This is a genomic window from Streptococcus sp. VTCC 12905, from assembly GCF_049893385.1.
GTDB lineage: Bacteria > Bacillota > Bacilli > Lactobacillales > Streptococcaceae > Streptococcus > Streptococcus suis_AA.
In genome coordinates, this window is sequence record NZ_JBMVJC010000004.1 from 56,656 (window position 1) to 81,716 (window position 25,061).

Below are 25,061 nucleotides of genomic sequence, written 5' to 3' on the forward strand. Positions count from 1 at the left end.
GTAGTTGATACATGAACAGAGAGGAAAATCTTATGATGGATACAAATTTTCTGTTGCCCTTCACATTCTTACTATGATTAGTGAGAGCAAGGAAGTTCTCAGTTCGCAAGCCTTAGCAGAAAGTGTCGGCACCAATGCTAGTTACATCCGCAAGGTGATTGCACTTTTGAAAAATGCAGGCTTAATCACTTCACACCAAGGCCGATCAGGCTACCAGTTAAGCAAATCAAAAAGCGAATTTTATCCTGTTGCTCATACCAAAAGTCAAAAAATTGGCGTAGAGCCGATAATAGATGACCATCCGTCCAATCCGACAAGTCAATCTGCCGTTCTGACAACCAGGCTTGTAACTCCGTGTTGAATGACCGCTTGAGTTCCTCTTCTTTATTAGAAAAGTTTCGGTAAAAGATAACTCGACCGATGTCAGCTCGCTCCACCAACTCTGACACACTAATCTTTTCAAAAGATTTGTCTTCCAGCAACTCCCACAAACCCTCCACGACACTCTCCACAAATAACGACTATTTCCTCTTCACTCTTTCCATGTGCAACACTTTCTTTCATTTGCTCCCTTTTGGGCAAATAGCAGAGCTGGGACTAGTTTTTCCACTGTTCATCTGCTATATTGATAAAAAAACGAAACACTTGTTTCTAAAAAAATATACCGTAAAGGACAGAAAAAAAGTATGAAAAAAGTTTTAATCGGCATAGGGATTTTAATAGCTTGTTTGAGTATTGGGTTCCTGTATTTAGCCAGCAAGCCATCAGTGGCGACTAACTACACAGAAGTTGTTGAAACGGGAGGAGCTGTCCGAGAAAAAGTATCTCGGACAGGGCAACTATGACGTTTCCTATCTCGAAATCAATGTTTTACAAAATTTCAAAAAATATGAACTATATTATCCTACAAGTATTGAAACAGAAACCAGAAAATTTCAAGTAGTGATACTTTCTAATAGTACCGGTGTTAGAGCTTCTAAGTATGCGGCTGTTTTGAAACATTTGGCTTTTTGGGGCTTTATTGTCATTGGTACTGAGGAAGAATATTCTTGGAATAGATTTTCATCCGAAACGAGCTTGACTTACTGCAAGTGGTCGGCTTATGTTGGACAACAACCAGATTAGAAGATTAGTTTCCAGCTCTGCCAATTGCCCAAAACTCAATCATAAAATCGTTGAAATCCTTATCAATTGTGTTATAATGAAGAGTATGCAATAAAATTTTAAGGAGAATGACAGAATGTCTGTATCATTTGAAGCAAAAGACACAAACCGCGGTGTATTGACTTTCACAATCGGTCAAGATGCGATTAAACCAGAATTGGACCGCGTTTTCAACAAAGTTAAGAAAGATATCAATCTTCCAGGTTTCCGTAAAGGTCACTTGCCACGTGCCGTATTTAACCAAAAATTTGGTGAAGAAGCACTTTACCAAGATGTTTTGAATGCACTTTTACCTGCAGCTTATGAAGCAGCAGTTGCTGAAGCTGGTCTTGAAGTCGTTGCACAACCAAAAATTGAAGTAGTGTCAATGGAAAAAGGCCAAGATTGGACTATTAATGCTGAAGTTGTGACAAAACCTGAAGTAAAATTGGGTGACTACAAAAACTTGACAGTTTCAGTAGAAGCAACTAAAGAAGTATCTGATGAAGAAGTAGATGCGAAAATCGAACGTGAACGCAATAACTTGGCAGAATTGGTCATCAAAGAAGGTGCTGCTGAAGAAGGTGACACTGTTGTCATCGACTTTGTTGGTTCTGTTGATGGAGTTGAATTTGACGGTGGTAAAGGTGAGAACTTCTCACTTGAACTTGGTTCAGGTCAATTCATCCCAGGTTTTGAAGCACAATTGGTAGGTCATGCAGCTGGTGAAGAAGTAAATGTTGAAGTTACTTTCCCAGAAGATTATCAAGCAGATGACCTTGCAGGTAAACCAGCACTCTTCGTAACAAAAATCCATGAAGTAAAAGCAAAAGAAGTTCCAGCTTTGGACGATGAACTAGCTAAAGATATTGACGAAGAAGTAGAAACACTTGATGAGTTGAAAGCGAAATACCGTAAAGAATTAGAAACAGCAAAAGAAATTGCATTTGATGATGCAGTTGAATCAGCAGCTCTTGAATTGGCAGTTGAAAACGCTGAAATCGTTGAATTGCCAGAAGAAATGATTCACGAAGAAGTTCATCGTGCAATCAACGAATTCTTAGGTGGTTTGCAACAACAAGGTATCTCACCTGATATGTACTTCCAAATCACTGGTACAACTCAAGATGACTTGCATAAACAATACGAAGCCGATGCTGAAAAACGTACTAAGACAAACTTGGTTGTTGAAGCAGTAGCTAAAGCAGAAGGCTTTGAAGCAACTGAAGAAGAAATCAACAAAGAAATCGAAGACTTGGCAGCAACATACAACATGGAAGTGGAACAAGTTCGCAACTTGCTTTCATCAGAAATGCTTAAACACGATATCGCTGTGAAGAAAGCAGTAGAAGTGATTACAAGCACTGCAACTGTAAAATAATTGGTTATGATAAAACTCGACCTATGGTCGGGTTTTTTATTTGGGAAACTGTAGAGAGTTAGGAAATACCGTTTGCAAATAGGAATGAAATTGATCTAACTCGTTTCTATAAGAGATAGGAATACTGGGCTTGGTCGTTCTTGAGCAATAGTTTGATGTTGGATTGGTTGATGGAAATAAATCCAAACAAATATTTGACTGGTTAACTATCTTGTGATATAGTTAACTGGTTAATAAAAAAGAAGGACATTATGATAAAGAAAATAATCCATTGCGGTATCTTAATGGTACTTGTTTTTTTTCTTGCTGCTTGTTCAGTGCAGAAGGAGTGAAGTCAGGTTCTGTCTGGATTGAAGGTTGTCACTTCATTTTACCCAATTTATTCACTGGTTAAGGAGGTGTCTGGTGAAAGGAATGATGTCCGAATGATTGGTTCAAGGTAGGGGATTCATTCTTATGAACCATCGGCAGCAGATATTAAGGCTATTTATGATGCCGATGTCTTTATTTATCACTCACGGATTCTGGAGTCGTGGGCGAATCGGTTGGAACCGAATTTACAAGGGTCATCCGTCAAAGTCTTAGAGGCCTCAACAACTATACCCTTGATAAATATGGTAGGAGTAGTCGTCATACATGGCTAAGCAAAGAGCAAATCGCGACTATCCGCTATATCATGCAACACCCTGACATTCGACCATCCGCCTGGACATCAAGTGGACATGGTGATGTAGAAGCGACGGACATTGTGCCACCTATTTTAAATGCAACACCAAAAACCAAACGTGTAGGTTTGAAAAACTGGCAAATTATTTATACAGCAGAAGAAGTGATGGCTGCGCGTGCTCAGGGAAAATTTGCAACCAATGATGGGTATATCTTTATAGCTGAAGACGTCTTGGATCCAGCCAGTTCTGTTGCAGATTGTTCACTCTGCAACAGAACTGGCTGAAGCTAAGTCTGCAGGGAAATACACAACAAAAGATGGCTATATTTTTGATCCAGCAGATTTGTTAGACCCTAAAGTAAAAATTGGCAGTAATCATTTCCGAAAATTTCATCAGTTTCTTTGACTATTTGCTTGTTTTAGCGTAAAATAGAAAGGAAAGACAAAAAAGGAGAAAAGCCTTGGAACTTAACGTATTTGCAGGACAAGAAAAAAGCGAACTTTCCATGATTGAAGTAGCTCGTGCTATTTTGGAAGAACGTGGACGTGACAATGAAATGTATTTCAACGACTTGGTCAATGAAATTCAAAATTACCTTGAAAAATCAAATAGTGAAATTCGTGCAGCTCTACCAATCTTCTATTCAGATTTGAATGTGGACGGTAGCTTTATCCCACTTGGGGATAATAAATGGGGTCTTCGTTCATGGTATGCTATCGATGAGATCGACGAAGAAGTGATTACTCTTGAAGAAGATGATGATGCACCAAAACGTAAGAAAAAACGTGTCAATGCCTTCATGGATGGAGATGATGATATCATTGATTATGGTAATGATGATCCAGAAGATGAAGAAGGTTACGAAGATACGGATGAATCAGGATATGGCGATGAAAATCCTGATGATGAAAAAGATGAAGTGGATTCATACGATTCTGAAATAAATGAAATCATTCCGGAAGACGACTTAGTTGATGAGGATGTTGATTTGGTTGAAGTTGACGATGATGATGATTATTCTGACGACGAAAATTTGGAAGATTAAAATCAATTGACAAGATAGCTAAATTGCGATAAGATAATATCGGGCACCTCTTTTGAGGTCGGAGCTCCCTAGTTCATAGGGAGCTATTTTTGTTTTTTCGTCAGGTTGGTAAAAGGATTTTCCCCAAGATCTTTCAATTAGCTTGATTTGTAGAAAGGGAGTTTGCATGACAAAATATATTTTTGTAACAGGTGGTGTGGTTTCATCTATTGGTAAAGGGATCGTGGCAGCCAGCCTTGGTCGTCTATTGAAAAACCGTGGACTGAAGGTAACCATTCAAAAATTTGACCCATATATCAATATTGATCCAGGAACCATGAGTCCTTATCAGCATGGTGAAGTGTTTGTGACGGATGATGGTGCAGAAACTGATTTGGATTTAGGTCACTATGAACGTTTTATTGATATCAACCTCAATAAATATTCAAATGTTACAACTGGTAAAATTTATAGCGAAGTCCTTCGTAAAGAGCGTAAAGGTGAGTATTTGGGCGCAACTGTTCAAGTTATTCCACATATTACGGATGCTTTGAAAGATAAAATTAAACGAGCTGCCCGTACTACAGATGCTGATGTCATCATCACGGAAGTAGGTGGTACAGTTGGTGATATTGAAAGTCTGCCTTTCCTTGAAGCGCTTCGTCAAATGAAAGCGGATGTGGGTTCAGATAATGTCATGTATATCCACACGACACTTCTACCCTACCTTAAGGCGGCTGGTGAAATGAAAACAAAACCAACCCAGCATTCTGTTAAAGAACTGCGTGGTCTGGGGATTCAACCAAATATGTTGGTGATTCGTACTGAGCAGCCAGCAGGTCAAGGAATTAAAAATAAATTGGCTCAATTCTGTGATGTGGCTCCAGAAGCTGTGATTGAATCACTGGATGTTGAGCATCTTTATCAAATTCCACTCAATATGCAAGCCCAAAATATGGATCAAATCGTTTGCGACCATTTGAAATTAGATGTGCCACCAGCAGATATGACAGAGTGGACTGCAATGGTAGACAAGGTATTGAACTTGAAGAAAACGGTGAAAATTGCCCTAGTTGGTAAATATGTCGAACTTCAGGATGCCTATATTTCAGTTGTCGAAGCTTTGAAACATTCCGGGTATGCTAATGATGCTGTTATCGAATTGGACTGGGTCAATGCCAATGATTTAACAGCTGAAAATGTAGAGGAGCGTCTTAGCCAAGCCCAAGGGATTATCGTTCCTGGTGGATTTGGTCAACGTGGAACAGAAGGTAAGATTCAAGCTATTCGATATGCGCGTGAAAATGATGTGCCAATGCTAGGTATTTGTCTGGGAATGCAATTGACTTGTGTTGAGTTTGCTCGGAACGTTCTAGGTTTGGAAGGTGCTAATAGCTTTGAATTAGACCCAGAAACTAAATATCCGATCATTGACATCATGCGTGACCAAATTGGAGTAGAAGACCTTGGTGGAACACTTCGTTTAGGCTTGTATCCAAGTAAACTCAAACGTGGCTCAAAGGCTGCTGCTGCTTATGATAACCAAGAGGTTGTGCAACGTCGTCACCGTCACCGCTACGAGTTTAATAATGCATTCCGTGAGCAATTTGAAAAAGCAGGATTTGTCTTCTCAGGAGTATCACCTGACAACCGTTTGGTAGAAATTGTTGAAATTCCTGAAAATAAATTCTTTGTAGCTTGTCAATACCATCCAGAACTGCAATCTCGTCCAAATCGTCCAGAAGGTTTGTATACAGCTTTTGTTACGGCAGCGATTGAAAACAAATAACTGTTATGTTGAAGAGGAATACAGGGTTTCAGTGGATTCCTCTTTCCTATTTTTATCAATTAGATGCTATCTCATCACCAATTGATAGAGATATAATTATATTTGTGTAAGAAATGACTATTTTTTTGACTTTCCAAATGGTGATTTTATGGTATAATATGTCGGTGTGTTTTTTATTGAAACAGACGAAAGAGGAAAAAATGACAAAAGAACAAGAATTTTTAAAAGAATTTGAAGCTTGGGTGAACACTCAAATCAAGGTCAATGAAATGGCTGTTGAAGAAAGTCTCCGTGTTTTGGAAGAAGATAAGGATGAGCGTGCTGCAGATGCATATATTCGTTATGAGAGCAAGCTGGATGCCTATCGCTTTATTCAAGGGAAATTTGCCAACTACCACGCTGATAAAGGATTTCATGATTTACCAGATGAATTGCTTGGTCAACGGAATTACTAAGGAGAGGATTTAGCATTGTCAAAGAAAAAAGCAAATCGTAAAAAACAATTGAAAAAACAACTAGCAGACTTGAGACGAGCAGGGCGTGTCGGTCTTGAAACTGCTGGCGAAACTGTTGAGACAGTCGCACATCAGGCTGAAACTTTCGTAGAACATGCTGTGGAACAAGTGAAAGAAGTTGTAGCAGAGGTGACTTCTTCAGCGGCTTCATTGGAAGACTTTTTGGCACTTCCTGAGTTGGAAGGCATTGCAGCAGCGCGTTTGGAAACTTTCTATGAAGCTGGGATTCAATCTGTAGCTGATTTTGCAAGCCACACAGAAAAGGATCTCTTGGCTCTTAAAGGAATCGGACCAGCGACCATTAAGCAGTTGAAAGAAAAAGGGATTGAGTTGAAAGCTTAAATCCCTTGCTTTTCAAGGTTCAATTTGTTACAATAAAGCCATTCAGAGGTGTTTTGAGCCCCATTTGTCACAGGAAGCGGTGGTACTGAGAAATCCGCACAAATGTCAAAACTGGTTGCTGATGATGTGAATCGAATAAGCAAAGTGCAGATAAATTATCTGAACAAGGGTGGTACCGCGGAATAACTTCGTCCCTGTCTAGCAAGTCTAGGCAGGGATTTTTATTTTGGAAAGGAGAAATATGCTACATCATGTTGAAATTTACGTTTCAGACTTGGAAACCTCACGTGTATTCTACGATTTTCTTCTGACCAAGCTGGACTACTCTCTTTATCAGGAATGGGAGGACGGGCTGTCTTTTAAAAAAGCAGAGCAGTACCTGGTCTTTGTCCAAACACCACAGGACTTCCTAGAGCCAGGTTATCACCGTTGCCGTACAGGTCTCAATCATCTGGCTTTTCATGCGGGAACACCGGATGACATTGACCAATGGCGGAAGGAATTTTTGACCAGACGAGTCAAACTGCTCTACGATGACCGCTATCCCCACGCAGGAGGGCCAGATAACTATGCCCTCTATTTGGAAGATCCGGACGGGATTAAGATAGAGTTGGTGGGGGAGGGAGTATGAATCTAATTATTATTGGGGCACAGGCTTCTGGCAAGATGACCGTTGGGCAGGAGGTTGAAAGATTAACTGATTTGGTTTTATTTCACAATCATGAATCAATCGACTTTGTAACCAAATTTTTTCCAATGTCTGACGAAGCGAGAGAACTTATAAATGATATTCGTATGAAGTTTTTTGAAACCTCTGCGAAAACTGATTTGGGTTTGATTTTTACAGTTGTTATTGACTTTAATGATCCAGCAGATATATCCTTTTTAGAGCAGATTCAAGCGATTTATCTTAGTAGGAATCAAGCTGTTCTGTTTATTGAATTGGAAACAGACCTGCAAGAACGTTTAAGAAGAAATGTGACTGAAAATCGTCTGCAACATAAACCTTGGAAAAGAAATATTGAGTGGTCTGAAAAAGATATTCTAGATACTATGAAGTTTGTAAACTTTAATCCAGAATTTGCTCCTAAGCAACTCTACCATTATCATAAAATTAATAATACCCACCTTACTGCCAATGAGGTTGCTCTATTGATTATCCAAAAAATGGAGGAACTTGAGCAAGAAAAAACGAAATAGCCAGCCCAGAGGACTGACTATTTCAAAGAGAATTTATTTGCTATTCTTAGCTATATAGTTAGTATATCTCTTCAAACTTAAATGAATCTGAAAGCCTAATCCATCTAAGTGGAGAAATATACGATTCGTAATGAGAGAATCTAAAAACGAAAACAGCCGACCAAATCGACTGTTTTCTAGGAGATTATATGAAAAAGAATTGGGCTATTTCTAGCCTGAAGATAGTATAAACCAATTTTCTTAAAGAATACTAAAGGAGAAAAACTAATGTCAAAAGAATTATCACCAAAATACAATCCAGCCGAGGTAGAGGCTGGTCGTTACCAAACTTGGTTGGACCAAGAGGTCTTTAAGCCGTCAGGCAATGCGGAGGCGAAGCCGTATTCTATCGTCATTCCGCCGCCAAACGTAACAGGTAAGTTGCACCTGGGACACGCTTGGGATACCACCCTTCAAGACATCATTATCCGCCAGAAACGCATGCAGGGCTTTGATACCCTGTGGTTGCCAGGTATGGATCACGCGGGGATTGCGACTCAGGCTAAGGTTGAGGAACGCTTGCGGGAGCAAGGTGTGACGCGCTATGATCTTGGTCGTGAAAAATTCCTCGACAAAGTCTGGGAATGGAAGGATGAGTACGCGGCGACCATTCGTGAGCAATGGGGCAAGTTGGGTCTGTCTTTGGACTACCAACGTGATCGCTTCACGCTTGATGAAGGCCTGTCGAAAGCTGTTCGCAAGGTCTTTGTAGAACTCTACAAAAAAGGCTGGATCTACCGTGGCGAATTTATCATCAACTGGGACCCAGCAGCTCGCACAGCTCTTTCAGATATAGAAGTTATTCACAAGGACGTAGAAGGTGCCTTTTACCACATGAATTACATGTTGGAAGATGGTTCTCGTGCGCTTCAAGTTGCGACAACTCGTCCGGAAACCATGTTCGGTGACGTTGCGGTGGCAGTTAACCCAGAAGACCCACGTTACAAGGACTTGATTGGCAAAAACGTTATCCTTCCAATCGTTAACAAGTTAATTCCAATCGTTGCGGATGAACACGCAGACCCAGAATTTGGTACGGGGGTTGTGAAAATCACACCTGCCCACGATCCTAATGACTTCCTCGTTGGACAACGCCACAATCTGCCACAAGTCAACGTAATGAACGACGACGGTACTATGAACGAGTTGGCTGGCGAATTTGCAGGTATGGACCGCTTTGAAGCTCGTAAGGCAACGGTTGCTAAGTTACAAGAGCTGGGTGCCCTTGTTAAAATCGAAAACCGTGTGCATTCCGTTGGACACTCTGAGCGTACTGGTGTGGTAGTCGAGCCACGCTTGTCAACCCAGTGGTTTGTTAAAATGGACCAATTGGCTAAGAATGCCATTGCCAACCAAGACACAGCTGATAAGGTAGAATTTTACCCACCGCGTTTCAACGATACCTTCCTGCAATGGATGGAAAATGTGCATGACTGGGTCATCTCGCGTCAGCTTTGGTGGGGTCATCAGATTCCAGCATGGTATAACGAATCTGGCGAAATGTACGTCGGAGAAGAGGCTCCAGCAGGTGACGGATGGGTACAGGATGAGGATGTCCTAGATACCTGGTTCAGCTCTGCCCTTTGGCCATTCTCAACTATGGGCTGGCCTGACGAAAACGCGGCGGACTTCCAACGTTACTTCCCAACCTCAACCTTGGTAACAGGCTACGACATCATCTTCTTCTGGGTGTCTCGTATGATTTTCCAATCGCTTGAGTTCACAGGCCGTCAGCCATTTAAGAACGTGCTGATTCATGGTTTGATTCGTGACGAAGAAGGTCGCAAGATGTCCAAGTCGCTCGGAAACGGGATCGACCCAATGGACGTCATCGAGAAATACGGTGCAGACGCTTTGCGTTGGTTCCTGTCAAACGGCTCTGCTCCTGGTCAAGATGTTCGCTTCTCTTATGAGAAGATGGACGCGTCTTGGAACTTCATCAACAAGATTTGGAACATTTCCCGTTACATCCTCATGAACAATGAAGGCTTGACTTTGGATGCGGCGCGTGAGAATGTTGCCAAAGTCGTAGCTGGCGAGGCTGGCAACGTGACGGACCGCTGGATTCTCCACAACCTCAACGAAACCATTGTCAAGGTTACTGAAAACTTCGACAAGTTCGAGTTTGGTGTGGCTGGTCACATTCTCTACAACTTCATCTGGGAAGAGTTTGCCAACTGGTATGTCGAGTTGACCAAGGAAGTGCTTTACAGCGACAACGAGACCGAGAAAGTTATGACCCGCTCTGTCCTTCTCTACACGCTGGACCAAATCCTTCGCCTCCTCCACCCTATCATGCCGTTTGTGACGGAAGAGATCTTCGCTCAGTACGCAGAAGGCTCAATCGTAGTGGCGGCCTACCCTGTGGCCAACCCAGCCTTTGAAAACGCTGAAGCTCACAAGGGAGTGGAAAGCCTCAAGGATTTGATTCGTTCGGTGCGAAATAGCAGAGCAGAAGTCAATGTTGCCCCTTCTAAGCCGATTACCATCTTGATTAAGACAGCGGATGCTGAGCTTGAAACCTTCTTCAAGGCAAATGAAAACTATATCCGACGCTTTACAAACCCAGAGCAGTTGGAAATCAGCTCAAGCATCGCTGCACCAGAATTAGCTATGTCAGCCGTTATCACCGGTGCTGAAATCTTCCTGCCACTAGCCGACCTCCTCAACGTAGAAGAAGAGTTGGCTCGACTAGACAAAGAATTGTCCAAATGGCAAAAAGAACTAGACATGGTCGGCAAAAAACTCAGCAACGAACGCTTCATGGCCAACGCCAAACCAGAAGTCGTTGAAAAAGAAAAAGAAAAACAAGCCGACTACCAAGCAAAATATGATGCGACAGTAGCGCGGATTGAAGAGATGAGGAAACTGGTCTAGTGGGCTAACATCCCTTGATGCTGTGTCAATTTACCTTGCTGTACTCAAGTACTACCTGCGGTGTCGATTCCTATTCTCAAGCTGATTTTAACCGCACTAGATTAACTAAATGCCCAGCCTAAGGAGGCTGGGTTTTGTGTTATAATTATTTTTAATATATTATGTATAAGAGGCCAATCAAATGGATAATAATTTGGTATCATTAAATTATTTAATAGATCAACCTAGTAATTTGGAAGGTTTTTCTATATTATTGAATGGAGAAGTGCCGTCAGAAATTTCTGAGTTTAAAAGTTCGGTTTCTAATTTTTTTCAAGAATCTGCCCTATTTATGGAAAATTTTTCTCAACAAGGTTGGTGTTCCATGAAAGTATGGACTTTGATATAGTGCAGAGAGTAAACTCAGAATATGAAAAAAATGGTATTGATAAAGCAGAAAGAATACTGTTAGCTTACTTCAAAAATGAAGTAAGAAAAAAAGTGCCTTGGATTAAAAAAAGTTCCAAAGTTCTTTTAGATAGGTCTCATTTGATAGATGTATTTTTTGAGGAACATTTTAAAGGCAATTATATTTGTAGCGTGCCACTTGGTTTAATCATTGTTGACGGTGCAGTTAATGATTTTACAAAAAACAAAGATAACAAAGGTTTGTTTGCAGAAGGTTTGGAACTAAATGTATGGGATTCATTTGTGGGTAGTAATAAGTCTTTAAAAGAAATAGTATCAATTTTTACATCTAGTCGACGAAAAACGAATAAAGATGAAATTAGATTGCCATACAGAAATGGAATATTACATGGAAGGGATATTAACTTTGGTAATGAGTATGTATCTTGCAAGTGTGTTTCATTACTTTTTGCTGTCGCTGATTGGATAAAGCAAAAAACAAATGAGGTTGAGAGAAAAAATAGGTTTGTTAAATCATAAACAAATGTATCTATTGTGGATTTGATTAATAGATATCAGGAACTAAAGAAGTTTGATGATGAAATAGCAAATTGGAAAAGACGGGATATAATTCTCGGTACTGATATTCCCGTAAGTGGTGTAAGAGATGATTATGGCGAGTATTCATATTTATACCCTATATTAGATATGTTCGAATACTGGAGAGATGGAAATTATGGACAACTTTCGAAGTCATTAGAAGATGCAAAAAATATGAATACTTCCAATGGAAAATGGGCAGGTCAAATAAGAGAAATATTTAATGAAAAGAAATATAATTCATTTGAATTCATAACGATTGATGAAAAAACATATGCAAAGTCAGAGATTACTGTGAAAGTAGAATGGGAACAAGATAGTTCGATAAGAACCGAATCTTTGAGATTCAACTGCGTTTATACTGGTCTTAAAGAGGAGGATAATTTGGTTGCACCGTGGAGGGAAAATGGAGAGTGGAGGCTCATTCCCTTGGATGTGGAGAAAATTTTCTACTAAGTTATTAAAAAATTTGTTTCCTGACTTTACAATTTTCTGAATTTTACAGATAATAATTCTATATAGAGATAAAGGAAACCTATCATGTCCAACAACAACTTATTCCAAGACCACCTTCTTCACTCCTTACAATATGGTTTTATCGATAGAGAGATTTTTCAAGAAGGGGTCTATTCGCCTAAAATTTTAATAAATGATACAGAGACTCATCGTTATGTCTTAAATGATATTCAAGAAGAGTTAAGCAAAGCTAAATCATTTGCTTTCAGTGTGGCTTTTATTACTCAGTCTGGACTAGCCCTAATTAAAAGTCAATTATCAGATTTGGCGGATGAGGGAGTTCAGGGGAGAATTTTGATTTCCCCTTATCTAGATTTTAATGATCCCATAGCGATGAAAGAATTGCTTAAACTGAAAAATGTCCAAGTACGGATAACACCAGTCAATTTGCAAATGCATGCTAAGTTTTATCTATTTGAGCAAAAAGATAAACAAGTTATCATTTCAGGTAGTTCAAATTTAACTCATACAGCCTTGAAAATTAACTATGAGTGGAATGTGAAATTGACTTCAACACATAATGGTGATTTTATCCAGAATGCCAAAGAAGAGTTTGAACGTATTTGGGAAAAATCAATCATTTTAGATATAGAAGCAATCAATGCTTATTCGGCTCGTCGAAAGACAGTGATAAAAACAGCGTCGATTCAGGACGAGTCAATAGCATCTTACCAAGAAACCATTCGTCCCAACAAGATGCAAGAGCAAGCTTTGGAAGGCCTCGCAACTGTTAGGGAAAATGGTGCTCACAAAGCTCTGGTCATCAGTGCAACTGGAACAGGTAAAACCTATCTTTCTGCCTTTGATGTCAAACAATACAATCCAGATCGAATGTTATTTATAGTCCACCGAGAACAAATCCTACAAAAATCATTAAAAGATTTTCAAAAAGTGTTAGGATTTGAGGATGATGAGGGCTGTATTTATAAGAGTGGGATGGATATATCACAGAAGAGGTATATCTTTGCGACTATTCAGACGATTTCGAGAGCAGATAACCTTCAAGCTTTTGACCCAACTTTCTTTAACTATATTTTGATTGATGAGGTTCATAAAGCAGGTGCAGACTCCTATAAAAAAGTGATGAATTATTTTCAGCCAGATTTTTATTTAGGGATGACAGCAACACCAGAGCGAACAGATGGACAAAATATTTATGAGCTTTTTGACTATAATATTGCCTATGAGATCCGTTTACAAGAGGCACTTGATAATGATATGCTTTGTCCATTTATATACTACGGTGTTTCAGACATTAAGATTGATGGCCAGTTAATAGATGAGAAAGCCAGTTTTTCGAATCTAGTATCAGAACAACGAGTTAATCATATTTTAGAAAAAGTTACTTATTATGGAGTAAGTGGAGAAACGGTAAAAGGTTTAATTTTCTGTTCTTCAGTAAATGAAGCAAAAGAGCTAGAGGGACAGTTTAATGCAAGAGGACTCCGTACACGCGCTCTTTCTGGGGAACATAGCCAAGAGGAACGACAGAGAGTTGTTCAAGACTTAGAAAATGGAAACTTAGACTATATTCTGACAGTTGATATTTTTAATGAGGGAATTGATATTCCGAGTGTCAACCAGGTTGTCATGCTTCGCAATACCCAATCGAGTATCATTTTTATTCAACAATTAGGACGAGGCTTGCGAAAGCACGATTCCAAAGAATATGTTACGATTATTGATTTCATTGGAAACTATCAAAACAACTATCTAATTCCAGTAGCACTCTTTGGTGATCAGTCTATGAACAAAGACAATTATCGTCGTGAGGTCAGAGAGCCCAACATCTTAAAAGGATTGACGACAATCAACTTTGAGAAGGTTGCCAAAGAACAAATTTTTTCTTCTATCACAAATACGACACTCTCATCAATCAAAATTTTACGAGATGCTTTTAAAGACTTAGAGAATAAGTTGGGTAGAGTTCCGTATCTATCAGATTTCGTAAAATTAAACAGCATTGATCCGCTTGTCTTTTTTGAAAACTCCAGTTTTCAAAATTATGGAGATGTCATCAATAAGTTTTCAGAAGAAACAATCCTTCTATCAGAAGTTGAAAAGCGATTTTTGAATTTTATTACGTTTGAAATTTTGAACGGGAAACGAAAACATGAACTGTATTTGTTGAAGTTGCTTGTCGAAAATGAGGGACTAGTTTCGTCAGATAAATGGTTTGAATGTATTATTGAGCATGATTTAGATTTTCAAACAGATGTTTTAGATTCGGTAACAAGAGTGTTGGACCTATCATTTCTAAAAGCCCAGGAGCAAAAGAAATATGGTACGGATGCACTGGTTACTTTTGACGGTGAACTGTATCGGTTGAATGAAGAAATCCAAGAATCTTTGGTGAATAATACCAAATTCACTCAATTATTTTTGGATGTTATTGAAACAGGGATTCTAAAATCGAAAGAGTATCCTGAAATTTTTACACTAGGGCAAAAATATACCCGACGTGACGTGCTTAAATTAATGAATGTCTCAAAAGATGAGCCGCCTTTAAATATTGGTGGATACAAAATTGATAAGGAAACTAATTCTTGTCCGATTTTCATCACTTACCATAAAAGTGAAGATATTAGTGATACGATCAAATACGAAGATGAATTACTGAATGAGTCAACATTAAAGTGGTTCTCAAAGAACAAACGTACATTGGATTCTAATGATGTATCGACTATTATTCATTCTAATGAAAATGGATTGAGGCTAGAACTTTTTGTCATTAAAGATGATTCAGAAGCCGGAGAATTTTATTATCTTGGTCCACTAAGATACGTTGAAAATAGTGCAAGTGAAATAATAAAATCTGGAGACTCGGTAGTTCAAATGCTATTTAAGATAGGTTCACCTGTGGAGACAAACTTGTATAAGTACTTGACAGATAAATAAAAAAATAGAGATTCGCTGGAATCTCTATTTTTGTTGCAAACATTTGACGGCAGGAAGATCTACTGGAGCCCATTCTAATGTATCTAACTCTTCGATGGGAAGCCATTTAGAATCCTGGTGTTCTAATAATGTTAAATTTCCAGTGTGTAATTTTGAACGGTAAGTTTTCATTGTAACAATACCAAAATCATACTCATAGGAGGCTTCATTGATGAAGGAAACGATTTCAATTTCAGAATCAAATTCTTCTTTAATTTCGCGAATTAAAGCTTCTTCGGGAGTCTCACCTTGCTCAAGCTTTCCTCCAGGAAATTCCCAATAGCCTCCTAAACTTTTTCCTTCAGGCCGTTGAGCGCAAAATATTTTTCCATCTTTTTCAATTGCTGCAGCTACCACACTAATAATTTTTTTTGACAAGATTTGACCTCCACAATAAACTCTTTTACAGATTTTGTTATACTTTCTCTATATATTACTTTAAAGGAGTTAAAATGTCTAGACAAAGAGCCAACCTCCCCTCCCTCATTCCTTTCGGTTTCACCTTTGCCGACAATCGTTACACCTACCGTGAGGTGTTCATGGAGGGGCAGTTTGAGGCGGTGGTAGAGGTTGATGAGGCTGGTCAGCTGTCGTCCTTTATCTGGGATTGTGAGATGGAGGAGGTCTATACCGCCCATCTGGTGACTGCGGCAGTAGGGGCTTTTGTGGGGCAGGTGCGTGAGGCTTATCAGTCCATTTTGGCTCGGGTAGAGGATGATTGTTGTGTTGCTCTGCCATTTTCCAAGGACCAAAGCAACCGCATAGCCCAGCTCATCAAGGAGCAGTGGGGCGACCTTCCTGACTATCCCTTTGCCAAGTTGCCGACCTATGGGGCCTTTCGCCATCCCTCCAATAATAAGTGGTACGCCCTGGTCAGTCAGATTCCGAGGGACAAGCTGGATGGGAGCGCTGACCAAGAGCTAGTGGAGATTGTCAATCTCAAGGTCGATGTTCGGGAAATAGCAGAGCTGCTGAGTCAGTCGGGCATCTATCCTGCCTACCATATGTCAAAGAAGACCTGGGTGTCGGTCTTGCTGGATGATACGGTGGAGGACCAGGCGATTTTGGCCCTCCTTGAGAAAAGTCGCCATCAGATAGGACCAAAATCCTACAAGGCGGAGCAAGGGCCGGATTACTGGGTTATTCCTGCCAATCCAAAGGTCTATGATATTGATACCGAGTTTGCGGAAAATAAGATAGTCTATTGGCCACAAAAATCAACCATTCAAGCTGGAGATATTGTAGCCATCTATGTGACGACGCCTGTACAGGCCATCCGCTATGTCTGCCGTGTCTTGGGGGCGAACTTAGAAAAACGCGGGGAATCAGACATTCCTACAGAGAAGAAAGTTATGCAGGTGGAATTGATTGCGCAGCTATCTGATGCTGTCTTACCGAGGGAGCGTATGTTGGACTTAGGGGTCAAGGCGGTACGTGGTCCTAGACGCCTCACAAAGGAATTGATAGACGTTCTGAGATCGGAAGTGATAAATAATTATTAAATTATCAGAATATTTAATAAAACTCTTTACATCTGCAAAAAAAGCGGTATAATAAGACTATTAAAATTTAAGGAGGAGCAGGTATGAAGAAAAGCTTCATTCATCAGCAAGAGGAGATTTCTTTTGTCAAAAATACATTTACACAGTATTTGAAAGACAAATTAGATATCGTAGAAGTGCAAGGACCGATTTTGAGTCGTGTCGGGGATGGTATGCAGGATAATTTGTCCGGTGTGGAGAATGCAGTTACCGTTAATGTGAAGCTGATACCAGATGCTACTTATGAGGTGGTTCATTCGCTTGCAAAATGGAAGCGTCATACCTTGGCTCGCTTTGGATTTCACGAAGGAGAAGGTCTTTTTGTACATATGAAAGCCTTGCGTCCAGATGAGGATTCCTTGGATCCGATTCACTCGGTGTATGTGGATCAGTGGGACTGGGAAAAGGTCATCCCTGATGGTCGTCGCAACTTGGCTTATTTGAAGGAAACGGTCGAACAAATCTATAAGGCCATTCGATTGACAGAGCTTGCGGTTGAAGCGCGCTACGATATCGAATCTGTCTTACCGAAGAAGATTACCTTTGTTCACACAGAAGACTTGGTGAAAAATTTCCCAGACTTGACACCAAAAGAGCGTGAAAATGTGGTTACCAAGGAATACGGTGCGGTCTTCCTAATCGGTATCGGTGGTGAATTGGCAGATGGTAAACCACATGATGGCCGTGCACCTGACTATGATGACTGGACAAGCCCATCTGAAGCAGGTTATAAAGGCCTTAACGGAGATATTTTGGTATGGAACGAAGTTCTTGGGTCAGCTTTTGAAATCTCATCAATGGGGATTCGTGTTGACGAAGAAGCACTCAAACGCCAAGTTGCCATTACAGGCGATGAAGACCGTTTAGAATATGAGTGGCACCGTGCACTCTTGAATGGCTTGTTCCCATTGACAATCGGTGGAGGGATTGGTCAATCACGTTTGGCTATGTTCTTGCTTCGCAAGAAACATATCGGTGAAGTGCAATCTAGCGTTTGGCCACAAGATGTTCGTGACACCTTTGAAAATATTCTTTAATTACAGGATAAAGAATTGTGCAAAATGGCCTTGCCAGCGATAGGAAAATGATAAGAATGTTTGGACTTATTTTAGAAGTTCCAAACTTTTTTATTTTTATTCTCTTTTTGAATACTTGCAATTCATTGTTGAAAACATTTACAACATGATTATTTGTGATTTTTAGGCCAATCTATGATATACTTTTTTAGTTAAATTAAAATATACAGAGGATATTATGACAAAACTTAGAGAAGACATCCGTAACGTTGCTATTATTGCCCACGTTGACCACGGAAAAACAACCCTCGTTGATGAACTGTTAAAACAATCCCAAACATTGGATGAGCGTACGCACTTGGATGAGCGTGCCATGGACTCAAATGATATTGAGAAAGAGCGTGGTATCACCATCCTTGCAAAAAATACTGCCGTAGCTTATAACGGTACTCGTATCAACATCATGGATACACCAGGACACGCGGACTTTGGTGGTGAGGTTGAGCGGATCATGAAAATGGTTGATGGTGTAGTCCTTGTCGTGGATGCTTATGAAGGAACCATGCCACAGACTCGTTTCGTGTTGAAAAAAGCGCTTGAACAAAACTTGACACCTATCGTGGTTGTGAATAAGATTGACAAACCATCTGCTCGTCCTGCAGAAGTAGTGGATGAAGTGCTTGAACTCTTCATCGAACTTGGGGCAGACGACGATCAATTGGAATTCCCAGTTGTCTATGCTTCAGCGATTAATGGTACTTCTTCATTGTCTGATAATCCAGATGACCAAGAAGAAACAATGGCACCAATCTTTGATACCATCATCGAGCATATCCCAGCTCCAGTGGACAACTCAGATGAGCCATTGCAGTTCCAAGTTTCACTTTTGGACTACAATGACTTCGTAGGTCGTATCGGTATCGGTCGTGTCTTCCGTGGTACTGTTAAAGTTGGTGACCAAGTTACCCTTTCTAAACTAGATGGCACAACGAAAAACTTCCGCGTTACAAAACTCTTTGGTTTCTTCGGTCTTGAGCGTAAAGAAATCCAAGAAGCTAAAGCGGGTGACTTGATTGCCGTTTCTGGTATGGAAGACATCTTCGTTGGTGAGACAGTAACACCGACAGATGCAGTTGAGGCACTTCCAGTTCTTCGTATCGATGAGCCTACTCTTCAAATGACTTTCTTGGTGAACAACTCACCATTTGCCGGTCGTGAAGGGAAATGGGTAACTTCACGTAAGATTGAAGAGCGTCTCTTGGCTGAATTGCAAACAGACGTATCCCTTCGTGTTGACCCAACAAATTCACCAGATAAATGGACCGTTTCAGGTCGTGGTGAATTGCACTTGTCTATCTTGATTGAAACCATGCGTCGTGAAGGCTATGAGCTTCAAGTATCACGTCCAGAAGTTATCATCAAGGAGATCGACGGCGTGAAGATGGAACCATTTGAGCGCGTGCAAATCGATACTCCTGAAGAATACCAAGGCGCTGTTATCCAATCCCTTTCTGAGCGTAAGGGTGATATGTTGGATATGATTTCAACAGGTAATGGCCAAACACGACTTGTCTTCCTCGTACCTGCGCGTGGTTTGATTGGTTATTCTACAGAATTCCTTTCAATGACTCGTGGTTATGGTATCATGAACCATACTTTCGATCGGTATCTACCAGTTGTTCCTGGTGAAATTGGAGGTCGTCACCGTGGCGCCCTTGTCTCTATCGACCAAGGTAAGGCAACGACTTACTCTATCATGCGTATCGAAGAACGTGGTACCATCTTTATCAATCCAGGTACTGAAGTATACGAGGGAATGATCATCGGTGAAAACTCTCGTGAAAATGATTTGACTGTTAATATCACAACTGCTAAACAAATGACCAACGTTCGTTCAGCGAACAAAGACCAAACAGCGGTTATTAAGACACCACGTATCTTGACTCTTGAAGAATCACTTGAATTCTTGAATGATGACGAGTACATGGAAGTCACACCAAAATCCATTCGTCTTCGTAAGCAAGTCTTGAACAAGGCAGAGCGTGATAAGACTGCTAAAAAGAAAAAATTAGCGACTGAAGAAGGATAAGAAAAAGGAGAGGCATGTTTTATCTAATCTTAGCCATGTTGCTGGTGCTATTTTATATCTTTGCAGCACCAAACAATATTCGAGGAACCATTAATCTCATGGTTGCAGTATTTGTTTTGGTAGCACTTTTTATAGCCCTCTTATTAGCTTTTTTAAAGGTTTTAGAATTTTCTTCTCATGTCTGGGTTGCCATCATCATGCTCATGATTGCATTCTGGGCTATGTGGGATATACATCATTTAGATAAACCAAATACCAAACGTTCATCAAGAACGAAGAGAGATACCTACTAAAATTTGTGAAAACGTGAATGCCTCCTTTCGGCCACCAGCTTAACTTGCTGGTGGTTTTTTGCATGTTTAAAAATCTAACAAGACTATTTATTACAAATTTTATGCAAACGTATACATAATATTGTTTGTCAATAATGACACGAAAAATGGCTAATTTGCAAAATTGTTACCGGTAACAATATATTTTGAAAATAAATGCAAATAAATGAAAAACACCAAGAAAACATGTAGGTAAAAACCATATTTATGAAAAAACATAATATTTTAGGAGCTTGTTTTTTTTTATTTTTGATATGATACAATAAAGCAAACGTTTGCATGTTGTGTGCAGAATGATGTCAATTGGATACTAACTTGCTTTTTTTCATGAAAAGGAGAAACTGACTTTTGAAATTAATAAGGAAATTAGTGACAGGGCTGATGATTCTTCTTGTAGCTCTTGGGAGTAGTCCTTTGGAGGTGTTTGCGCTACCGAATAATGGTCTTACTGAGTGGCCAACGGGTGGTACTAACGGTGTTAAAACGGACTTGCCCCCACCACCTGCTGTGAATAATATCGTAGACCTAAGTTCAATGTTTAACTATCCAAAGTTGGATTACGGCGGATTGTCAGTACAGGATCAAAATAGAAAATATGAGTTAGATTCAATACGCTATTTGAAAGGTTATGTTACAAATGTTGATAGCTCTGTCGCAGTCATCACTCGTGATGCACCGTGGCAAGCTGGGGTAATGTGGAGCAAAGAGTCCAATAAGATTAACCTCGCTGAGCCATTTCAAATGGTATCTTATGTCTATTTAGGGATTCGTGGACAAGCAGAAAGGAATGCAGATGGAAATCGAGCTGGTGCTGATGGAATTACATTTACCATGCATAACGACAAAAAGCAACCTGTTGCTAGTGAGTCAGGAAGTACGACAAATACTGGTATAAATGCTTACGGTGCGCTTGGAAATGGTTTAGGGGTATACGGAAATAATTTCAGTGCCAATACCCTTTCAGAATACAACAACATGGCCTATATGACCAAGGGTGTTACCAATGGTATCGCATTAGAATTCGATACATTTTATAATGATGAAAAAAATTTGAATGGTAAACAGTTTACAGATACGGATCTCTGGCATTATATAGAATCGGGGGGTCTTCTAATAGAAGATGGTAAATCTGTTAGACAAGGGGCACCGAATACCAATTATGGGCACATAGCGATAAACTATCTTAACGATATACAATACAACCGTGCAAATGAAGACGTGACCACAGTAACACCACCAAGATATAAAAAATTTAGTAAATCCGTTTATGAATATAACTATATGATTAAGCATAATACCATGTTGGCTGTCGGATGGGACGGTGGTATTGAAAAAGACGGTGATATTGAAAGACTAGATTCCCAAAATGGTTGGCAAGTTTCGACATCAAATCCACCCAAAACGAAATTAGCTGACAATAAGTGGCACCGTTTAGAAGTGAAGTGGGAGCCTACCACTTCGACGACAGGAAAATTGACCTACAAAATTTACCGACAAGGTCACAATGGGAATCGTAATGTTCGTTCGATATATGATACATCAAATGATGGAACTAGTACCATTGATAAAATAGTGGATATCGATGTTAAAAAAGTATTTGATGTTCCTGATATAAATAATACAGTGTATTGGGGATTCTCAGGTTCAACTGGTTATTATCAGAACAACCAAGCTGTTCAGATGTTGCAATTGCCTGCTCCATATTATAAATCAGGGATTCGGAAAGTGGATCAAGACGGTAATCTTGTCAAAAAAGCTAAATTCCAACTTCAAGTTCTAAACGGAGGGACTTGGCAATCAGTCGTATTCCAAAAGGCAGTCGGATCAGAAACTCAGGACTACGTCTTAACAGGTGTTGATAATGGTCTAATAGGAGTCATTACTGATTTAGAGGAAACATCACCTACTTATGGAAAAGTAACTGCTACACAGTTACTTAAAGGAACCTATCGGTGGGTTGAAATTGAGGCTCCAGAAGGTTATCAGAAAAATAATGAATATTACCCAAGTGAGACTGGCGTTGTAGTTAATTATTCTGAGTCGCAAAAAGAAAATGCTTTTCAATACACAGCAATAAATACCAAACTCAGCCAAATAGAACTCTACAAGAAAGATAAGGACACTGGTGATCCGTTGAATGGCGTCAAGTTCACAATTTCTAAAGTGCTGAATGGCGTAACGTCATACCTGAAAGCTAAATCAGATAATTCTGATTTTGAGTGGACAAAGAATGAAAGCGAAGCAAAACAATTTGAAACGGGCATATCCTATTTTGTAAGAAATGGCAAAATAGTGGAAGAGGCTAAAAAAGATGGATATATTCGTATCGGCTATATTGAAAATGGTGCAGTTCTCAGATGGAAAGAGGTTTCAGTACCTGCGGGATATGATTCTTCTGGTACGTTGGAAGGTTCCTTTAGTACACCAGTACATAATAAGTATCTGTATCAAGCAACTCAAACCAACTCACGACTCTATCAAGTGAGTCTAGAGAAAAAAGCGAGCGACACCAATGCGGCATTGCCTGGAGCAGTCTTTTCCTTGGAACAATATGACGGTTCAGTATGGAAGGCAGTAGGTGATAACAAAACCACAGGTGAAGATGGTAAAATCACCATTTCAAATTTAAAGGCTGATACCTATTATCGTTGGAAGGAAGTTAAAGCGCCTGACGGGTATCAAATTTCACAAACATATTATCCAAACCAAGATGGATTTAAGGTGGTATATGATAGTACTTTAAAAGAAAAAATAGACCCAGGCACAAATAACTATATCTTTAATACTACAAGTGTGATAAATCCCCCTCGTGATTTTGAATTAACGCTTGAAAAGTTATCGTCTACCTTCCAAAAACCGCTAAAAGGTGTGGAATTTAAACTATATGATAGTGCAGGTGGGACTGACTTTTCAACTCTGACTCCGAAAGCTACCGTAACAACAGATGCTGACGGAAAAATTGTTTTGAATAAGGAACAGATTCAAGCAGATAAGACCTATTATCTAGTTGAAAGTCCAGTAGATGGTTTCATTCAATTAAAGGGTTACTTTACCATCAAGACTTCCAAAACCGATGGTTTCACAGACACGGCCGTCACCTATACGAAGGCTGGAACTGAAACCGATGCAAGTCCATTTAATTTTACGAGAAATGCTGATGACAAATACTCAGGACATTTGACAATCTACAATAAGCGGCGGGAATCAATCCTACCAACAACCGGTGGAAATGGTATTTTAGGCTATGTTGGTATTGGCTTGACGATGACCATCGTAGCTCTGCTATTTTTCATAGCGAGAAAACGTATCTTCAAATGGTTGATCATCCTTCTGGTAGCGACATCTGGTCTGGCTGGTTTGGCAGGGGGCACGCAAGTAGTGTCTGCTCAGGAACAGGAGCAGGTACAACTTGAAGTAAATCGTCTGGTTTATCAGCCGAGTGATAGGCAGTACAAGTCTGGAGTACCAGTTGCTGGTGCTAAACTTGAGGTTGTGGATGTGACCAAGAGCTTCTATGAACTCGTCAATCGTCAGAAATTAAGTCTGAAAGAGGCGCAGGAGGCAGTGAGTAAAAGCAACAAGATTGATGGACAATCGCTTGCTGTAGCAACTACGGATCGATCTGGTTTAGTTCGCTTCACGGTTTCGAAAACCAGTCAACAGCGCCCCACGGTTTATCTCATACGGGAATTGGTTACACCTGTAGCAGTGACGAAGATGGAAAATATGGTGGTTGTTCTACCTATATTGGATGAAAGTGGTAATGAAAAGTCACTCATATCTTTGTTTCCAAAGTCACATGGAATATTTACTTTTGATAAAACAATTGACGAGAAACAGTCTAGTTATAGCATTGGTAAGCCGATTCCCTATCGCTTATCAACAATCATTCCGCAAGACATGACGAATTTATCGTCCTATGAGATAGAAGATATCTACGATCAGGGCTTGCGATTTATTTCTGAAAGTTTGGAGATTTTTATTGACGGAGAAAAACAGTCAGATAGTATCAAAGCTGTAAGTCTGTCAGAAAATCAATTTAGAGTAGTGTTTGATGTAGCCAAATTGGCAGACTTTAGTGGGAAAAAACTTGAAGTAACCTATCAATTGGTTATTAAGGATGAGGCTGCAATTGACCAAGATTTGGTCAATAAGGCAACCCTTTATCCAGGAGATTTGACCCCGTTGGTCGATAGAGAAAATGTCCAAACAGGAGGTTTTCGATTCATCAAACGTGCAGCTGAGGGGAAACAAAATCCCTTAGCCAAGGCAACTTTTGTTATCAAAAATCCTACTGACGATACGGTCCTCACCTACAAGGAAGGAAAGTATCAATTCGAAAAGGTAGCTACAAATGCATCTGGGGTTGTTCGTTTAACTTCGGATGATGATGGCTATTTTGAGATAAGAGGATTGAGATATGGCGAGTATCTTGTCAGTGAGATACGAGCACCTTCTGGTTATGTCTTACAAGACAAACCAACTGCATTTACTGTTGGGGTTTCAACTTATTCCCAAGGTCCGGTCTTATCGATATTAAACGTCAAAAAACCGAAAATTCGATTGCCAGAAACGGGTACCGTTGCAACATCAACCGCATTTGTGGGATTGTTGATAATGGCTTCATCACTTGTGATGATTAGGAGAAGAAAAGATAACTAATTT

At 39.9% G+C, this 25,061-nt stretch carries 20 protein-coding genes and 3 pseudogenes; 21 read left to right on the plus strand and 2 right to left on the minus strand.

The annotated features are described in order from the left end of the window. Positions 1-73: 73 nt before the first annotated feature. A pseudogene (locus tag ACPC58_RS02675) lies at positions 74-238 on the plus strand (Rrf2 family transcriptional regulator); the annotation flags it as partial. Here ACPC58_RS02675 and ACPC58_RS02680 read toward each other — a convergent pair. Next, complete coding sequence (locus ACPC58_RS02680) at positions 186-512, minus strand: TetR/AcrR family transcriptional regulator (protein ID WP_434065154.1); 327 nt, start codon at positions 510-512, stop codon at positions 186-188. The pseudogene ACPC58_RS02675 and the gene ACPC58_RS02680 overlap by 53 nt on opposite strands. Positions 513-686: 174 nt before the next feature. Between ACPC58_RS02680 and ACPC58_RS02685 the strand changes: the two are divergent. From ACPC58_RS02685 to ACPC58_RS02755, 15 genes and pseudogenes are all read left to right on the plus strand, one after another. Beyond that, positions 687-1,080 (plus strand): annotated as a pseudogene (locus ACPC58_RS02685) (chlorophyllase/cutinase-like alpha/beta fold protein); the annotation flags it as partial. 160 nt (positions 1,081-1,240) lie between these two features. Then, positions 1,241-2,524 (plus strand): trigger factor, encoded by a 1,284-nt coding sequence (gene tig / locus ACPC58_RS02690; protein ID WP_434065155.1) that lies wholly within the window; start codon positions 1,241-1,243, stop codon positions 2,522-2,524. A 251-nt stretch (positions 2,525-2,775) separates the two neighbouring features. Then, positions 2,776-3,150, plus strand: a pseudogene (locus tag ACPC58_RS02695) (metal ABC transporter solute-binding protein, Zn/Mn family); the annotation flags it as partial. Beyond that, positions 3,057-3,476: a hypothetical protein gene (locus ACPC58_RS02700; protein WP_434065179.1), complete on the plus strand. Its 420-nt coding sequence runs from the start codon at positions 3,057-3,059 to the stop codon at positions 3,474-3,476. The pseudogene ACPC58_RS02695 and the gene ACPC58_RS02700, both read left to right, overlap by 94 nt. Positions 3,477-3,652: 176 nt before the next feature. Beyond that, positions 3,653-4,237 carry a DNA-directed RNA polymerase subunit delta gene (gene rpoE / locus ACPC58_RS02705; RefSeq protein ID WP_434065156.1) on the plus strand — a complete coding sequence of 195 codons (585 nt, stop codon included), beginning with the start codon at positions 3,653-3,655 and terminating at the stop codon, positions 4,235-4,237. A gap of 166 nt (positions 4,238-4,403) precedes the next feature. Next, positions 4,404-6,005 (plus strand): CTP synthase, encoded by a 1,602-nt coding sequence (locus ACPC58_RS02710; protein WP_217374183.1) that lies wholly within the window; start codon positions 4,404-4,406, stop codon positions 6,003-6,005. Between the two features lie 200 nt (positions 6,006-6,205). Continuing rightward, positions 6,206-6,460 (plus strand): DUF1912 family protein, encoded by a 255-nt coding sequence (locus tag ACPC58_RS02715; protein ID WP_130555007.1) that lies wholly within the window; start codon positions 6,206-6,208, stop codon positions 6,458-6,460. Between the two features lie 15 nt (positions 6,461-6,475). Continuing rightward, positions 6,476-6,862, plus strand: a complete 387-nt coding sequence (locus ACPC58_RS02720) for a helix-hairpin-helix domain-containing protein (RefSeq protein ID WP_130555008.1) — start codon at positions 6,476-6,478, stop codon at positions 6,860-6,862. A 241-nt stretch (positions 6,863-7,103) separates the two neighbouring features. Further along, positions 7,104-7,493 (plus strand): VOC family protein, encoded by a 390-nt coding sequence (locus ACPC58_RS02725; RefSeq protein ID WP_434065157.1) that lies wholly within the window; start codon positions 7,104-7,106, stop codon positions 7,491-7,493. Further along, positions 7,490-8,062: an AAA family ATPase gene (locus tag ACPC58_RS02730; protein ID WP_217374180.1), complete on the plus strand. Its 573-nt coding sequence runs from the start codon at positions 7,490-7,492 to the stop codon at positions 8,060-8,062. Before ACPC58_RS02725 ends, ACPC58_RS02730 begins: the two co-directional genes overlap by 4 nt. 267 nt (positions 8,063-8,329) lie before the next feature. Beyond that, on the plus strand, positions 8,330-10,978 hold the full coding sequence (locus ACPC58_RS02735; protein WP_434065158.1) for a valine--tRNA ligase: 2,649 nt from the start codon (positions 8,330-8,332) through the stop codon (positions 10,976-10,978). Positions 10,979-11,159: 181 nt separating this feature from the next. Beyond that, positions 11,160-11,366, plus strand: a complete 207-nt coding sequence (locus ACPC58_RS02740; RefSeq protein ID WP_434065159.1) for a hypothetical protein — start codon at positions 11,160-11,162, stop codon at positions 11,364-11,366. Next, positions 11,351-11,905, plus strand: coding sequence for a hypothetical protein (locus tag ACPC58_RS02745; RefSeq protein ID WP_434065160.1), 555 nt, complete (start codon positions 11,351-11,353; stop codon positions 11,903-11,905). The genes ACPC58_RS02740 and ACPC58_RS02745 overlap by 16 nt, the downstream gene beginning before the upstream one ends. A gap of 15 nt (positions 11,906-11,920) precedes the next feature. Next, complete coding sequence (locus tag ACPC58_RS02750; protein WP_434065161.1) at positions 11,921-12,421, plus strand: hypothetical protein; 501 nt, start codon at positions 11,921-11,923, stop codon at positions 12,419-12,421. Positions 12,422-12,505: 84 nt separating this feature from the next. Continuing rightward, the gene (locus tag ACPC58_RS02755) at positions 12,506-15,379 is read left to right on the plus strand and encodes a DEAD/DEAH box helicase (RefSeq protein ID WP_434065162.1); all 2,874 of its coding nucleotides are present in this window, start codon (positions 12,506-12,508) and stop codon (positions 15,377-15,379) included. Positions 15,380-15,403: 24 nt separating this feature from the next. On the opposite strand, the gene ACPC58_RS02760 is transcribed toward ACPC58_RS02755, so the two are convergent. Further along, complete coding sequence (locus ACPC58_RS02760) at positions 15,404-15,796, minus strand: (deoxy)nucleoside triphosphate pyrophosphohydrolase (protein WP_217374176.1); 393 nt, start codon at positions 15,794-15,796, stop codon at positions 15,404-15,406. Between the two features lie 74 nt (positions 15,797-15,870). On the opposite strand from ACPC58_RS02760, the gene ACPC58_RS02765 reads away from it, so the two are divergent. The 5 genes from ACPC58_RS02765 to ACPC58_RS02785 all read left to right on the plus strand — a co-directional run bounded on the left by ACPC58_RS02765 (position 15,871) and on the right by ACPC58_RS02785 (position 25,058). After that, the gene (locus tag ACPC58_RS02765) at positions 15,871-16,920 is read left to right on the plus strand and encodes an MmcQ/YjbR family DNA-binding protein (protein WP_434065163.1); all 1,050 of its coding nucleotides are present in this window, start codon (positions 15,871-15,873) and stop codon (positions 16,918-16,920) included. Positions 16,921-17,003: 83 nt separating this feature from the next. Continuing rightward, the gene (asnA, locus tag ACPC58_RS02770) at positions 17,004-17,996 is read left to right on the plus strand and encodes an aspartate--ammonia ligase (protein ID WP_434065164.1); all 993 of its coding nucleotides are present in this window, start codon (positions 17,004-17,006) and stop codon (positions 17,994-17,996) included. A gap of 217 nt (positions 17,997-18,213) precedes the next feature. After that, positions 18,214-20,064 (plus strand): translational GTPase TypA, encoded by a 1,851-nt coding sequence (gene typA / locus ACPC58_RS02775; protein ID WP_434065165.1) that lies wholly within the window; start codon positions 18,214-18,216, stop codon positions 20,062-20,064. Positions 20,065-20,078: 14 nt separating this feature from the next. After that, positions 20,079-20,357: a DUF3165 family protein gene (locus ACPC58_RS02780; RefSeq protein WP_024391047.1), complete on the plus strand. Its 279-nt coding sequence runs from the start codon at positions 20,079-20,081 to the stop codon at positions 20,355-20,357. 387 nt (positions 20,358-20,744) lie between these two features. Continuing rightward, complete coding sequence (locus tag ACPC58_RS02785; RefSeq protein WP_434065166.1) at positions 20,745-25,058, plus strand: SpaH/EbpB family LPXTG-anchored major pilin; 4,314 nt, start codon at positions 20,745-20,747, stop codon at positions 25,056-25,058. Positions 25,059-25,061 lie beyond the last annotated feature (3 nt).

What these genes read in the sequence shown, in the direction of transcription:
- ACPC58_RS02745 (WP_434065160.1), top strand. Translation starts at nt 11,351, where the DNA reads ATGGACTTTGATATAGTGCAGAGAGTAAACTCAGAATATGAAAAAAAT.
- ACPC58_RS02730 (WP_217374180.1), top strand. Translation starts at nt 7,490, where the DNA reads ATGAATCTAATTATTATTGGGGCACAGGCTTCTGGCAAGATGACCGTT.
- tig (WP_434065155.1), top strand. Translation starts at nt 1,241, where the DNA reads ATGTCTGTATCATTTGAAGCAAAAGACACAAACCGCGGTGTATTGACT.
- ACPC58_RS02780 (WP_024391047.1), top strand. Translation starts at nt 20,079, where the DNA reads ATGTTTTATCTAATCTTAGCCATGTTGCTGGTGCTATTTTATATCTTT.
- typA (WP_434065165.1), top strand. Translation starts at nt 18,214, where the DNA reads ATGACAAAACTTAGAGAAGACATCCGTAACGTTGCTATTATTGCCCAC.
- ACPC58_RS02715 (WP_130555007.1), top strand. Translation starts at nt 6,206, where the DNA reads ATGACAAAAGAACAAGAATTTTTAAAAGAATTTGAAGCTTGGGTGAAC.
- ACPC58_RS02740 (WP_434065159.1), top strand. Translation starts at nt 11,160, where the DNA reads ATGGATAATAATTTGGTATCATTAAATTATTTAATAGATCAACCTAGT.
- ACPC58_RS02735 (WP_434065158.1), top strand. Translation starts at nt 8,330, where the DNA reads ATGTCAAAAGAATTATCACCAAAATACAATCCAGCCGAGGTAGAGGCT.
- ACPC58_RS02725 (WP_434065157.1), top strand. Translation starts at nt 7,104, where the DNA reads ATGCTACATCATGTTGAAATTTACGTTTCAGACTTGGAAACCTCACGT.
- asnA (WP_434065164.1), top strand. Translation starts at nt 17,004, where the DNA reads ATGAAGAAAAGCTTCATTCATCAGCAAGAGGAGATTTCTTTTGTCAAA.
- ACPC58_RS02755 (WP_434065162.1), top strand. Translation starts at nt 12,506, where the DNA reads ATGTCCAACAACAACTTATTCCAAGACCACCTTCTTCACTCCTTACAA.
- ACPC58_RS02710 (WP_217374183.1), top strand. Translation starts at nt 4,404, where the DNA reads ATGACAAAATATATTTTTGTAACAGGTGGTGTGGTTTCATCTATTGGT.
- ACPC58_RS02765 (WP_434065163.1), top strand. Translation starts at nt 15,871, where the DNA reads ATGTCTAGACAAAGAGCCAACCTCCCCTCCCTCATTCCTTTCGGTTTC.